The organism is Microbispora sp. CL1-1 (genome assembly GCF_012034195.1).
In the GTDB taxonomy this organism is placed as follows: Bacteria; Actinomycetota; Actinomycetes; order Streptosporangiales; family Streptosporangiaceae; genus Microbispora.
This window is the reverse complement of the sequence record NZ_JAATEK010000007.1, coordinates 79,332-92,185: the sequence shown is the minus strand read 5'-3', so window position 1 is coordinate 92,185 and position 12,854 is coordinate 79,332. Positions and strand designations below refer to the sequence as shown.

The 12,854-nt window shown below is 70.7% G+C and carries 11 protein-coding genes; 6 read left to right on the top strand and 5 right to left on the bottom strand.

The features are described 5' to 3' along the window. Positions 1–187: 187 nt before the first annotated feature. A complete protein-coding gene (locus HCK04_RS11295; RefSeq protein ID WP_142647129.1) occupies positions 188–1,870 on the top strand; it encodes a methylmalonyl-CoA mutase family protein in 1,683 nt (560 codons plus the stop codon). Between the two features lie 281 nt (positions 1,871–2,151). On the opposite strand, the gene HCK04_RS11290 is transcribed toward HCK04_RS11295, so the two are convergent. Next, entirely contained in the window at positions 2,152–2,772 is a 621-nt protein-coding gene (locus HCK04_RS11290; protein ID WP_142647128.1) for a hypothetical protein, read from the bottom strand. A 184-nt stretch (positions 2,773–2,956) separates the two neighbouring features. Here HCK04_RS11290 and HCK04_RS44140 point away from each other — a divergent pair, with 184 nt between their 5' ends. Beyond that, a complete protein-coding gene (locus HCK04_RS44140; protein WP_142647127.1) occupies positions 2,957–3,949 on the top strand; it encodes a MarR family transcriptional regulator in 993 nt (330 codons plus the stop codon). Between the two features lie 201 nt (positions 3,950–4,150). Here the strand turns inward: HCK04_RS44140 and HCK04_RS11280 are convergent, their stop codons facing one another. Together HCK04_RS11280 and HCK04_RS11275 are read right to left on the bottom strand one after the other, a co-directional pair. Beyond that, on the bottom strand, positions 4,151–5,590 hold the full coding sequence (locus HCK04_RS11280) for a pyridoxal-dependent decarboxylase (RefSeq protein WP_142647126.1): 1,440 nt from the start codon (positions 5,588–5,590) through the stop codon (positions 4,151–4,153). A gap of 167 nt (positions 5,591–5,757) precedes the next feature. Next, entirely contained in the window at positions 5,758–6,264 is a 507-nt protein-coding gene (locus tag HCK04_RS11275; protein ID WP_142647125.1) for a DinB family protein, read from the bottom strand. Positions 6,265–6,395: 131 nt separating this feature from the next. Between HCK04_RS11275 and HCK04_RS11270 the strand changes: the two genes are divergently transcribed. From HCK04_RS11270 to HCK04_RS11260, 3 genes are all read left to right on the top strand, one after another. Further along, positions 6,396–7,310: a tetratricopeptide repeat protein gene (locus HCK04_RS11270; RefSeq protein ID WP_142647124.1), complete on the top strand. Its 915-nt coding sequence runs from the start codon at positions 6,396–6,398 to the stop codon at positions 7,308–7,310. Between the two features lie 245 nt (positions 7,311–7,555). Next, positions 7,556–8,965, top strand: coding sequence for an NAD-dependent malic enzyme (locus HCK04_RS11265; protein WP_142647123.1), 1,410 nt, complete (start codon positions 7,556–7,558; stop codon positions 8,963–8,965). Positions 8,966–9,067: 102 nt separating this feature from the next. Continuing rightward, positions 9,068–9,643: a YqgE/AlgH family protein gene (locus HCK04_RS11260; protein ID WP_142647122.1), complete on the top strand. Its 576-nt coding sequence runs from the start codon at positions 9,068–9,070 to the stop codon at positions 9,641–9,643. 102 nt (positions 9,644–9,745) lie between these two features. On the opposite strand, the gene HCK04_RS11255 is transcribed toward HCK04_RS11260, so the two are convergent. Continuing rightward, a complete protein-coding gene (locus HCK04_RS11255) occupies positions 9,746–11,131 on the bottom strand; it encodes a cellulase family glycosylhydrolase (protein ID WP_142647121.1) in 1,386 nt (461 codons plus the stop codon). Positions 11,132–11,529: 398 nt separating this feature from the next. Between HCK04_RS11255 and HCK04_RS11250 the strand changes: the two genes are divergently transcribed. Further along, positions 11,530–12,057, top strand: coding sequence for a leucine-rich repeat domain-containing protein (locus HCK04_RS11250; RefSeq protein WP_142647120.1), 528 nt, complete (start codon positions 11,530–11,532; stop codon positions 12,055–12,057). A gap of 60 nt (positions 12,058–12,117) precedes the next feature. Here HCK04_RS11250 and HCK04_RS11245 read toward each other — a convergent pair whose 3' ends face one another. Continuing rightward, a complete protein-coding gene (locus tag HCK04_RS11245; RefSeq protein WP_142647119.1) occupies positions 12,118–12,783 on the bottom strand; it encodes a TetR family transcriptional regulator in 666 nt (221 codons plus the stop codon). Positions 12,784–12,854: the final 71 nt, after the last annotated feature.

Below are 12,854 nucleotides of genomic sequence, written 5' to 3'. Positions count from 1 at the left end.
CATGTGGACTTCAAGGGCGCTGACCATGGTTGAAGATTCAGCGGCCTCGTCAAAGGTCCCTGTCAATTCGCGACCAACGTGTGACATGACGATGGTGGAGGTGGGGAGTCGAGAGGAGGCCGGTGGTGGCCGGATTTAGTAGGACGTCCTAGTATCTTCTCGAAGAGTGAGACACGGGGAGGGACGCATGGAGCCGGACGCGACGAGCGCCGAGGCGATCGAGGCGGGCAGGGCCCGCTGGCAGGCGCGTTACGACGCCGCCTTCAAACGGGACCGTGAGTTCCGCACCCTGTCGGGGCTGGAGGTGGACCCCGTCTACGGCCCGCCCGGGGACGACCCCAGGTTCGAGCGCATCGGCTGGCCGGGGGAGTTCCCCTTCACCCGCGGCCTGTACGCCACCGGCTATCGCGGCCGTCCCTGGACCATCCGGCAGTTCGCCGGCTTCGGCAACGCCAGGCAGACCAACGAGCGCTACAAGATGATCCTCGGCGCCGGAGGCGGCGGCCTGTCGGTGGCGTTCGACATGCCGACGCTGATGGGCCGCGACTCCGACGACCCCCGCTCGCTCGGCGAGGTGGGCCACTGCGGCGTGGCGATCGACTCGGCCCTCGACATGGACCTGCTGTTCGACGGCATCCCGCTCGGCGACGTCACCACGTCGATGACCATCAGCGGGCCCGCCGTACCGATCTTCTGCATGTACGTGGTCGCGGCCGAGCGGCAGGGCGTGCCGGTGGGCAAGCTGAACGGCACGCTCCAGACGGACATCTTCAAGGAGTACATCGCCCAGAAGGAGTGGCTGTTCGCGCCCGAGCCGCACCTGCGGCTGATCGGCGACCTGATGGAGTTCTGCGCCGCCGAGATCCCGGCGTACAAGCCTCTGTCGGTGTCCGGCTACCACATCCGCGAGGCGGGGGCCACGGCCGCGCAGGAGCTGGCCTTCACGCTCGCCGACGGCTTCGGCTACGTCGAGCTCGGCCTGTCGCGCGGGCTCGACGTGGACGTTTTCGCGCCGGGCCTGTCGTTCTTCTTCGACGCGCACATCGACTTCTTCGAGGAGATCGCGAAGTTCCGCGCCGCGCGGCGCATCTGGGCCCGCTGGATGCGCGACGTGTACGGCGCGCGCACCGAGAAGGCGCAGTGGCTGCGCTTCCACACCCAGACGGCGGGCGTGTCGCTGACCGCGCAGCAGCCCGACAACAACATCGTCCGCACCGCGATCGAGGCGCTGGCGGCCGTGCTCGGCGGCACCAACTCGCTGCACACCAACGCGCTGGACGAGGTGCTCGCGCTGCCGTCGGAGAAGGCCGCCGAGATCGCGCTGCGCACCCAGCAGGTGATCATGGAGGAGACGGAGGTCGTCAACGTCGTCGACCCGCTGGGCGGATCCTGGTATGTCGAGGCGCTGACCGACCGGCTGGAGGCCGAGGCGGAGAAGATCTTCACGAAGATCCGGGAGATGGGCGGCGACGGCACGATGACCTCGGGCATCCTGCGCGGCATCGAGGACGGCTGGTTCATGTCCGAGATCGCCGAGTCGGCCTTCGACTACCAGCGCAAGCTGGAGAAGGGCGACAAGCAGATCGTCGGCGTCAACTGCCACACCGCGAGCGTGGAGGAGCCGCTGGAGATCCTGCGGATCAGCCATGAGGTCGAGGTCGAGCAGCGCAGGGTGCTGGCCGAGCGGCGCGCCGCGCGCGACCAGGAGGCCGTCGACGCGGCGCTGGCCGCCCTGCGGGCCGCGTCCAAGGGCGACGACAACATGATCCCGCCCATGCTTGAGGCCGTACGGGCCGAGGCCACGCTGGGCGAGATCTGCGACGTCCTGCGCGAGGAGTGGGGCACCTACTCCGAGCCGGCCGCCTTCTGAGGCGGGCGTTCCCGGGACGCCCTTCGCCCTGACGTCCCGGGAACAGGCTCCGGCCCGACCGCCGAAGCCCCGAACCCGCCCCCTAAGCCTCGGACCACCGCCGAAACCTCGGAGCGCTGCCGGGCGCCCCCGCTGCCCCGGAGCGCCCCCGAAGCTCCGGACCACCTCCTAAGCTCCGGCCCGACCACCGAAGCCCGGACTACGGCCGAAGCCTCGGAGTGCTGCCGGGCGCCCCCGCTGCCCGGAACGTCGCCGGGGCAGCGGCCGGCGGCAGGAAGCGATCACGACATGAAGTGGTTGAGGGCCAGGCCGTCGAGCTTCCAGCCGGGCTCGTTGTTGACGATGCTGACCATGTGCGACTCCACGGCCAGCCGCCACTTGTTGTTGTTGCTCAGCCGCCAGACCCTGGTCGTGCCGGCGGCGCAGCCGTCCCCGGCCGCGTAGCCGAGGATGCCGTCGTTCACGAACTTGCCCGATCCGACCAGTTGGTCGCGCTCCTGCGGGGAGGTGGTGACCAGGTAGGACGACTTGGCCGTGTAGCGGAGCCGCCACATGGGCTTGCCGCCGGGGAAGGCCGTACGAGAGATGTAGTAGAGCGGCGTCTGGGTCACCTGCATGCCGTGTTTGGAGACGGCCTGCTCCAGCTCCTGCCGGTCGGCCGTGTAGAAGAAGCCCTCGCCGCCCTTGGTCGTCAGTTCGTAGAGCCGGACCTTGTGGATGGCCGTGCTCGAAGAAGCCGCCGTGACCGATGACGCGGCCGACGACGCGGCCGACGACGGGGCCGACGACGCGGCCGACGACGGGGCGGCCGAAGCGGGGGAGGCGACGCCGGCCGCCGCCGAGGTGGCGAGGGCCAGCGCGAGACCGAACGTGGCAGTGCCCCTGCCGAGCCGAACAGACATGTGCTGTCCTTTCTCACGATTTCAACGTTCGGTCAGCTTGGGCCGTCCAAGGGCGGGTTCCGGGCCATTTCAACGAACCTGCAAGCGACGGCCCGGTCGTTTCGCGGATCTTTGAAACGTCCGAGGGGTTCCGAACGGAATGGCTAGGGTGTGCCCGGAGTGGACGAAGTGCCTCGGGGGAGCGGTGCGACGCGCGGAGATGTGGAGCGAATTGCGGCTGTGCCCCAGTCCGGCGGTTTCGGTCGCGGTCTCGCCGCAGGTGTCGGTGCTGTCGCTGCTGGTGGACGCGGTGGCCGTGCGGCGGCGGGGACTGCCGGAGCGGTGGCGGCGCAGGATCCTGGAGTCCGTCGACGCCGAGGGCCGGCAGTCGTGCCGCCCGCTCGGCGAGCCCGGCCACTCCGTGGCGCCGGACACGATCGTCCCGCTGCCGCCGGTGTCGGACGCCTCCGTGGAGTCCCAGATCGCCTGGCTGCACGACATGCGGCCGGACGCCCTGCTCGACGACATGGAGCAGGCGTACGGGCCGGAGCGCGTTCCCGAGCACTGGAGGTGGGCCGCCGACCGGCCGCGCCGGTGGCTGAACGGCTATGCGAGCGCGGTCTCCGACGTCTGGTCCGCGGTCAGGCCACTGTGGGAGCAGGCGCAGCCGCTGCTCGACCGGGAGGTCGAGCGGGTCGGCACGGCGGTGGTGCGCGGCTCGCTCGACACGCTCCTCGGCACGCTCAGCGAGCGCATCAGGTTCGCCGACGGCAGCCTCTACATGAGCGACCAGGAGCCCGCGCGGTATGACCTCGGCGACCGCAAGCTGGTGCTCGTGCCCATGCTCTCCGGGCCCGACGCCACGATCCTCAACCTCGATCTGCCTGGCTACGTCTGGATCGCCTACCCGCTTCCGCGGGCGGACGCCCTGTGGCTCGGGGCCGATCCCGCGCGCCGGGCGGCCGACGAGCTGGCCTCCCTGCTCGGCCCGGCGCGTGCCGGCCTGCTGTCGTCGCTGGCCCGGCCCGCGACCATGGGGCAGCTCGCCACGCTGGCCGGTACGGTTCCGAGCGCCATCACCTATCACTGCGACCGTCTGGAGGCGGCCGGGCTGATCCGCAGGGAACGCAGAGGGCGCGAGGTGTGGATCCTGCGCACCCGCCGCGGTCACGAGATCATCGACCTCTTCTCCCGCTGACGGCCGCGCTGACGGCCGTGCTGACGTCCGTGCTGACGGCCGTGCTGACGTCCGCGCTGACGTCCGTGCTGACGGCCGTGCTGACGTCCGCGCTGACGTCCGTGCTGACGGCTGCGCCCATGACAGTGCTCACGACCGCGCTCGCGACAGGGCTCGCGACAGGGCTCGCGACAGGGCTCGCGACAGGGCTCACGACAGGGCTCAGGTCAGCGCGGCGACGCGGTCGAGGAGGGCTTCGAGAGTCTTGTCGTCGGTCGCCGGGGCGATGACCGTCACCCGCAGGTGGCGCACGCCCCCGATCTCGGCCGAAGTCAGATGGAAGGAGCCCTCCTCCAGCAGGGTCTCGCGGATCTCGGCCTGGTCGCCGTCGCCATACCTGAAGCAGACGATGTTGCTCTCCGGCTCGTACGGGCAGTGGAAGCCGGGCCGCTCGCGGGCCAGCTCCCAGAAGCGGTGCGCGGTGGCGTACCGCGCCGCCACGTGCTCGCCCAGGCCCCGCTCGCCCCGCCATGCCAGGTTGAGGAACACCTTGGTCCCGAGCGCGGCCTTGCTGCACTCCACGGTCCTGCCGATCAGGTCGAACCCCTGGTCGCCGTAGAACAGGTAGCTGGCCTCCTGCTTGAACGCCGCGTCGAGGTCGCCCTCGCGCCGTACGAGCACGGCCGCCGCGAGGCTGGCGGTGCGCAGCATCTTGTGGGCGTCCCAGATGACGGAGTCGGCCAGGTCGATGCCGTCGAGCAGGTGGCGGTGCTCCTCGCTGAGCAGCGCCGACGCACCGTGCGCGCCGTCCACGTGGTACCACAGGCCGTGCTCGGCGCAGAACTCGCCGATGGGCCGCAGGGCGTCGTACAGGCCGGTGCCGGTGGCGCAGGCGGCGGCGACCAGGGCCATCGGCCGGCGCCCGGCGCGCCGCGCCCGGTCGAGCCCCTCGGGCAGCCGGGCCACGTCGATCCTGCCCAGGTCGTCCACGTCGAGCGGCACGACCGCGCGCTCGCCGAGGCCGAGGATCGCGGCCGCCCGGGTGATCGAGTAGTGCGCCGACGGCGGCGCGAGGATGGCGAGATCGCCGGGCACGCCCTCGGTCCACGCGTCGGGGGCGGCGGCGGCCCGCGCGGCGAGCATCGCGGTCAGGTTGGCCAGCGACCCGCCGTGGGTGAGCACCCCGCCGCCCTCGGGGAAACCGACCTTGGCGAGCATCCAGCGCAGCACCTCGAACTCGGCGGTCGCCGCCGCGGCGCCCATCTCGTAGACCGCCATCGGGTTGTTGATCGCCCCGTGGACGAAGTCGGCCAGCGCGGAGGGGAAGTCGGGCGCGGCCGTCTGGTGGGCGAGGTAGGCGGGGTGGTGCAGCCGCGTTCCCTCCGCGAGATAGGCGCCGAGCCACTCCCGGTAGGTCTCCGGGGTCATGCCGCCCTCCCGGATCCAGCGGGCGAGCCCGAGCCGTCCGGCCAGCTCCCCGGGCGGTGTGCGGCGGATCACCGGCACCTCGCCGTCCTGGCTCTCCCGGACGTACGCGGCGAGGCCCTCGACGGTCGCCTCGGCGGCCTGGACGAAGTCGTCGATGTCCCAGGTGTGATCCGGTGTCCAGGTGTGTTTCGGTGTCCAGGTGTGTTTCGGCGTCCGGGTGTGATTCGGTGTCATGCCCGAATAATGGCTCTATCGGACGGCAACCGCCACGAACGCCGAATCGGCGGAGGGATCATCGCGTGACCGCCGGCCCGGATTCGGCGCTGATCTTCCGAGCGCGGGACCGTCCGGGGCCCGGTTGCCTGAGAAGGGGTCCGGTCGCCTGGCAAGCGGAAAGCGGCTCAGACGCCCACGGTCCCGTCGACGCCCTCGCGCAGGAAGTCGGCGTGGCCGTTGTGCCGGGCGTACTCGTGGATCATGTGCAGCATGACCAGCCGCAGCGAGACCTCCTCGTCCCACCGGGGCTGGTAGGCGGTGACGTCGAGGGACTCCGCCGCGCGCTCGATCCTGCGGGAATGCTCGACCTCCGTCTGCCAGGCGGCGAACGCCTCCTCGCCGGTGGACCCGTCCGGGTCGTACGCCGCCTGGTAGTCGCCCTCCTCCGACCACAGGAGCGGCACGTCCTCCTGGGCGATCACCCGGCGGAACCACGTGCGCTCGACCTCGGCCATGTGCCGGACCAGACCGAGCAGCGTGAGCGTCGACGGCGGCATCGACCTGCGGCGCAGCTGCTCGTCCGACAGCCCGTCGCACTTCAGCGCGAGCGTGGCCCGGTGGTAGTCGAGAAACGCCCGCAGCATCTCGCGCTCATCCGCGATGCTCGGCGGGCCGATCCGTTCCACTGCCATGTCCGTGGTCCTTCCAATATGGCGATTTATGTGTCGTTCACCCTATGGCCGGAGCCGCTTCGATCCGATCGCCCGGCGGAAGGGGTGGGGATCGCACGGATCACGCGGGCGCGTACGGCAGGATTGGGGGTATGGCAGCGGAGTTCTCTCGACCTGGATCGCTCTACGGCGCCGTGGACCTCGGCGCACGCAAGCAGGCACTCGAGGCCCAGGCGCGGCGTGAGGCCGCCGGGCCGGCCGGAGCCGCCTCGGCGGACGTCATCGAGGTGACCTCGGCCACCTTCAACGCCGACGTGGTGGAGCGCTCGCTGAGCGTCCCCGTCATCGTCGAGGCGACTGTGAGCAGGGCCGAGCAGGTCCGGCAGTTCAGCGACGTGATGGAGAAGCTCGCCGCCGAGGCGGCGGGCGCGTGGGTGCTGGCCCGGGTGGACGTGGAGGCCGACCCGCAGCTCGCCCAGGCGCTGCGGATGCGCGCGGTGCCCACCGTCTATCTGGCCTTCCAGGGGCAGCTCATGCCCCTGTTCGAGGGCCCGCTGCCGGAGTCGCAGCTCCGGCAGGCGCTGGCGCAGGTGTTCGAGCAGCTCGGCGTCGAACTGGCCGCGCCGCCGGAGGGCCAGGCCGAGGAGCCGCCGGTCGACCCCGAGCTCCTGGCGGCCGAGCAGGCCGTGGAGAAGGGCGACCTGGACGCCGCCGCCGCGGCGTACGAGCGCCTGCTGGCGAGGTCGCCGTCGGACGAGGGCGCGAAGATCGGCCTCGCGGGGGTCGGGCTGCTGCGGCGCACGCAGGACCTCGACCCTGCCGACGTGCTGCGCCGGGCCGCCGAGAACGCCGACGACGTGGACCTGCAGATCCAGGCCGCCGACGTGGAGATGGTGAACGGCCAGGTGGACGAGGCGTTCGACCGGCTTGTCGCGGTCGTGCGGCGCACCCGGGGCGCCGACAGGGACAAGGCGCGGCTCCACCTGCTGGGGCTGTTCGACGCGCTGCCCTCCGACGACCCGTCCGTCGCGCGGGCGCGCAGGGCGCTGGCCAGCGCGCTTTTCTGACCGGTTCCCGCCCGGTTCTCGCCCGCGTCCGCCCCGTGTACGCGGTGTGGCGGGGCGCGGGCCGGGTACGACGGGTGCGAACGTATGGACACGGGCTGAAACACCCCGCCGGGGATGGCACGATGGAAAGCACCCATGAGCCGTCCAGCCGGATGCGGGAGCGTGGCCGCCACGCGGAGGCCGCGCCCCAATGGAGCAGCCGGGAGAGCACGGCCAGGCATTACCCCGCAAAGGAGCGGATAGACGTGGCCACCGTGCCTAGCGTGTCCTACTCGATCACCGTGCGCCTCGAGGTGCCCGCAGGGGGCCAGGCGGTCAGCCTCCTCACCCATGCGGTGGAGAACGCGGGCGGTGTCGTAACCGCCCTCGACGTGACCAACGCCGGTCACGAGAAGCTCCGCATCGACGTGACGTGCGCGGCCAAGGACGCCGACCACGTGCAGTCGATCGTCGACAGCCTCGGCGCGGTCGAGGGTGTCGCGATCCACAAGGTCTCCGACCGGACCTTCCTCATGCACCTCGGCGGCAAGATCGAGATGCAGTCGAAGGTTCCCCTGCGCAACCGCGACGAGCTGTCCATGGCCTACACCCCGGGTGTGGCGCGGGTCAGCCTGGCGATCGCGCGCAACCCGGAGGACGCCCGCCGCCTCACGATCAAGCGAAACTCGGTCGCCGTCGTCACCGACGGCTCGGCCGTCCTGGGTCTCGGCAACATCGGCCCCGCCGCCGCGCTGCCGGTGATGGAGGGCAAGGCCGCCCTCTTCAAGCGGTTCGCCGGCATCGACGCCTGGCCCATCTGCCTCGACACGCAGGACGTGGACGAGATCGTCTCGACCGTGCGGGCCATCGCGCCGGGCTTCGGCGGCATCAACCTGGAGGACATCTCGGCGCCGCGCTGCTTCGAGGTGGAGCGGCGGCTGCGTGAGCTGCTCGACATCCCGGTCTTCCACGACGACCAGCACGGCACCGCCATCTGCGTGCTCGCCGCGCTGACCAACGCGCTGAAGGTCGTCGGCAAGGAGATGTCCGAGGTGCGGATCGCGATGGCCGGTGCCGGCGCGGCCGGCACCGCCGTCCTGCGCCTGCTGCTGGCGGCGGGGGCGCGCAACATCATCGTCTGCGACTATCGCGGCGCGGTCCACCTCGGCCGCGACGACCTCGACGACTCGCTACGGTGGATCGCCGAGCACACCAACAGCGAAGGGTACGGCGGCGACCTGCGCGGCGCGGTCAAGGGCGCCGACGTCTTCATCGGCGTCTCCGCGCCGGGGATCCTCACCGGGGACGACGTCGCCGCCATGGCGAAGGACGCGGTGGTGTTCGCGCTGGCCAACCCCGAGCCGGAGGTCTCCCCGGACGAGGCCCGCGAGCACGCGGCGGTCGTGGCCACGGGCCGGTCCGACTACCCCAACCAGATCAACAACGTGCTGGCGTTCCCGGGCGTGTTCCGCGGCCTGCTCGACGCCCAGGCGAGCGGCGTCACGCAGGAGATGCTGCTCGCGGCGGCACGCGCGCTGGCCGCCGTCGTATCGAGCGAGGAGCTCGGCCCCAACTACATCATCCCGAGCGTCTTCCACCCCGACGTGGCCAACGCGGTGGCGGCTGCCGTACGGGAGTCGGCCGGCGGCAGGGCCAGGGGCTTCACCGAGGCCTGATCAAGGTTCCTGTCCGTGACAGTGTCGTTGCGGTCGGTAATATGACGCGGCAAACCGGGGTCGGCGTACACGAATCCGCAATCCTCCCTCATGATGGGATGTATGGCGGAGGCGATCTACGTCGGCGGGTTGCTTGTAGCGACGCCACTGCTCGACGACCCCAACTTCCGGCGTAGCGTGGTGCTCGTCCTGGAGCACGACGAGGACGGCGGCACGTTGGGTGTGGTGCTCAACAGGCCAAGCGAGATCGCCGTGACCCAGGTCTTACCTTCCTGGGACGCCCTGGTCACGGGACCTCCGGTGCTGTTCGAGGGCGGTCCGGTGCAGACGGACAGCGCCCTCGCCCTCGCCGTCGTGCTCAGCGGCGAGGAGCCGCTGGGCTGGCGCCGGCTGCAGGGCAGGGCGGCGGTCTCGCGCCTCGGCACGGTCGACCTCGACGCGCCCCCGGAGATCCTGGCGGGGGAGATCTCCCAGATGCGGATCTTCGCGGGTTACGCGGGCTGGACCGCCGGGCAGCTCGAAAACGAGCTCCAGGAGGGAGCCTGGTACGTCGTGGACTCCGAGCCGGGCGACACCTTCCACCCGAACCCGGCCACGCTGTGGCGCACCGTGCTGCGCAGGCAGAAGGGGGACCTGGCGCTGGTCGCCACCTTCCCCGACGACCCCATGCTCAACTGATCCCCCTGCTCAGGTGATGCCGGTGCGCCCGTCCTTGGCCGGCCGCGACGCGCGGAGGCCGGGCGCGGGGAGCGCGCCCGGCCGTGGGCGGGACGCCGCGTCTCAGCTCGCGGTGCAGCTCACCGCCGGCACCGAGTTGGTGCCGTTCCAGGAGCCGAGGAACCCGAACGAGGTGGACGCTCCGGCGCCGAGGGCGCCGTTGTAGCTCACGTTCCTGGCGGTGACCGACGACCCGCTCGACGACACCGTGGCGTTCCACACCTGGGTGATCGCCTGGCCGTCGGCGTAGGTCCAGGTCACGGTCCAGCCGGAGATGGCGCTGGAGCCGGCCCTGACCGTCACCTCACCCTGGAAGCCGCCGCCCCACTGGTTGGAGACCGTGTACGTCGCCGAGCAGCCCCGGGCGCCGCCGGTGGGGGAGGGGCTGGGGCTGGCGCTCGGAGATCTGGTCGGCGAGGCGCTGGGGGAGACGGACGGGCTGGGAGACGGGCTCACCGGCGGCTGGCCGCTGTAGATCGTCGCTTCCCTGGCGGTCGGCCTGATGCCGTTCGCGCCGTTGAAGAGCCGCTGGCCCCACGAGGTGAGCTGGTCGACGTTGAAGTTCGTCACCTGGTCGAGGTATTCGACGCCGCCGCCGTTGCCGCTCCACGACCAGCCGAGGTAGCCGATGCCGCGCGACTGGGCCTGCGACATGATCGTGTCCTCGTCGGGGTCGCCGTCCGAGTGCATGTTGCCGAACTCGCCGATCACCAGCGGCAGGCCGGCGTTCTGGAACGCCTGGAGATAGCCGGTGACCTCGGCCGCCGTGTCGAAGACGCCGTACATGTGGATCGAGAAGACGGTGTTCTTCTGGGGGTCGCTGTCGAGGACCGAGGAGGCGTTGTCGCGCATGACGAACTGCCAGTCCTGGCCCCAGTTGGGCGCGTCGACCATCAGCAGGTGCTGGAATCCGGCCGCCCGCATCCTGCTGATCGCGCTCTTGGTCGCGTTGGTCCAGGCGGACGGGTTGTTGTTGCCGTACGGCTCGTTGCCGATGTTGATGACGACGTAGTTCTCCTGGCCGGTCAGCACGCTCTTGAGACCGACCCAGTAGTCGACCGCCTGGTCGAGCGTGTACGCGCCGCTCTGCTCGCCGTAACCGGTGGTGTCGTGGTTTTCGAGCACGCATATTAACCGGTTCTGCTTGCACAGCGAGATGACGTTGGCGACATCGCTCGCGGTGTTGGCCGTCCAGCGGCCGCCGCTCAGCACGACGCGGACGGTGTTCGCGCCCAGGGACTTGATGTTCGCGAACGAGCTCGTCTGGCTGGGGTACCAGGTGTGGGCGTGGCTGGTGCCCCGCATGATGAACTGGTTTCCGTTGGCTTCGAGGATCCTCGTGCCGCTGACGTGGAGTCCGGTCGCGGCCTGCGCGTTCTGGGTCATCGCGAGCACTGACGTCAGGAGGGCGAGGAGGGCCGCGCCCGCGGCGATGAAACGTGTTTTCATTCTGTACCTCGGGTGGGGGGATCGGCGTCGGTGGGAACGCCGAACGCACCATAGGCAGCGGGAGCCGAGGCCGTACAGGAGACGGCTCTCGCGCGCTCGCCGACGGGCATGGCCCTACTGAACCGGTTCGGCAGCGCGTGCCATCGGACCAGCGCGATTCCCCTCCGAGGGCCCCCACCTGGGCCGTGTCATCCCGATGAAACGTTCACCGGCCCCGGCCGCCGCGATTGGGTGGCGGAGGACGTCGGTAGAGTCGGCTGCCATGTCCGACCCCGGTGTGCAGGATCGCGGTGTGCAGGATCGCGGGGTGCAGGATCCCGGTGGGCCCTGCCCTGGCGTGCCCGGTCCCGGTGTGTCAAACGTCAGCCGGCTCGACCTCGGCGTGACCGGCCGCGGAGATCGGCGACCTGCCCGGCCTCACCGACTACCTCTACCTGAGCGACAACGGGTTCACCTCGGTGCCCGCCTCGCTGGGACGGCTCGACCGGCTCGGCTATCTCAACCTCGCGGAGAACCGGCTTGCCGCCCTGCCGGAGACGATCGGCGGCATGACCGCCCTGCACGAGCTGCGGATCCACGACAACCGGCTGACGACGCTGCCGGAGACGATCGGCCGTCTGACCGGGCTGCGTGAGTTGCACCTCAGGAACAACCGCCTCACCGGGCTGCCCGAGTCGCTCGGCGGGCTGCGCGCCCTGCGTCACCTTGACCTGCGCGGCAATCCCCTGGAGCGGCTGCCCGACTCCGTCGTACGCCTGACCGAGCTGACCCACCTCGACCTGCGGGCGACCAGTCTCGCCACGCTGCCCGACGGGCTCGCGGAGCTGCCGCGGCTGGAGAAGCTCGACCTGCGCTGGGTCAAGTTCGAGGAGCCCCTCGCCTGTGTCGGCCCGTTGCGCGAGCGCGGGTGCGTCGTACTCCTCTGAGGACGACCGGGGACGGCTGCGGGGCGGCTGCGCGGGCGGCGGTGCGGGCGGCCGGGTGGGTCAGCCCGTGGTCGCGGCGGGCTCGACCGGGCGTCCGGCGGTCTGTGCGGAGCATGCGGGCAGGTCCCAGCCGGGACACAGGGAACGCTCGGCCAGCGTGAGCAGGTCCTCCAGCCGCCGCGCCAGCACGACGGGGTCCTGCGTGCGCTCGTCGAAGCAGGCGAGGGCCACGCTGAGGAAGACCGCCACGATGAACTTCGGCTGGAGGTCCCACGGGTCGGTCCCCAGCCTGCGGGCCACCTCGGCGACGAGCCTGCGCTCGTTCTCCTTGATCAGCCGCATGGCCCCGGCGAGCAGGGCGGGCGTGGAGTGCACGACCTTCTGGCAACGCAGGTACCTGCCCGTTTCCGCGTCATCCGTCTTTCGTAGCATCTTCAGCAACGAGCGCATCGCCTGACACAGAGCGGTGAACGGCGACTCCGACTCGGGACGTGCGACCAGTTCGGCGAGGAGCACCCGCTGCTCGTCGGCGGTCAGCGAGAGCGCCACGTCCTCCTTCGAGGCGAAGTATCGGAAGAACGTCCTGGGCGAGACCTCCACCTCGGCGGCGATCTGGTCGATAGTCGTCGCCTCGTAGCCCTTGGTGAGGAAGAGATCGAGGGCCGCGTCGACCAGGGCGTCCCGCGTCCGCTGCTTCTTGCGTTCGCGCAGACCCACGGCGGTCACCTCCTCGAAACTGCCGGTTCACAAACTTTCACTTGTCACCGTATGTCGGATAAAAAGATTTGTCATCTGTC

What these genes read in the sequence shown, in the direction of transcription:
- HCK04_RS11270 (WP_142647124.1), top strand. Translation starts at nt 6,396, where the DNA reads ATGGCAGCGGAGTTCTCTCGACCTGGATCGCTCTACGGCGCCGTGGAC.
- HCK04_RS11295 (WP_142647129.1), top strand. Translation starts at nt 188, where the DNA reads ATGGAGCCGGACGCGACGAGCGCCGAGGCGATCGAGGCGGGCAGGGCC.
- HCK04_RS11255 (WP_142647121.1), bottom strand. Translation starts at nt 11,131, where the DNA reads ATGAAAACACGTTTCATCGCCGCGGGCGCGGCCCTCCTCGCCCTCCTG.
- HCK04_RS11290 (WP_142647128.1), bottom strand. Translation starts at nt 2,772, where the DNA reads ATGTCTGTTCGGCTCGGCAGGGGCACTGCCACGTTCGGTCTCGCGCTG.
- HCK04_RS11260 (WP_142647122.1), top strand. Translation starts at nt 9,068, where the DNA reads ATGGCGGAGGCGATCTACGTCGGCGGGTTGCTTGTAGCGACGCCACTG.
- HCK04_RS11280 (WP_142647126.1), bottom strand. Translation starts at nt 5,590, where the DNA reads ATGACACCGAATCACACCCGGACGCCGAAACACACCTGGACACCGAAA.
- HCK04_RS11275 (WP_142647125.1), bottom strand. Translation starts at nt 6,264, where the DNA reads ATGGCAGTGGAACGGATCGGCCCGCCGAGCATCGCGGATGAGCGCGAG.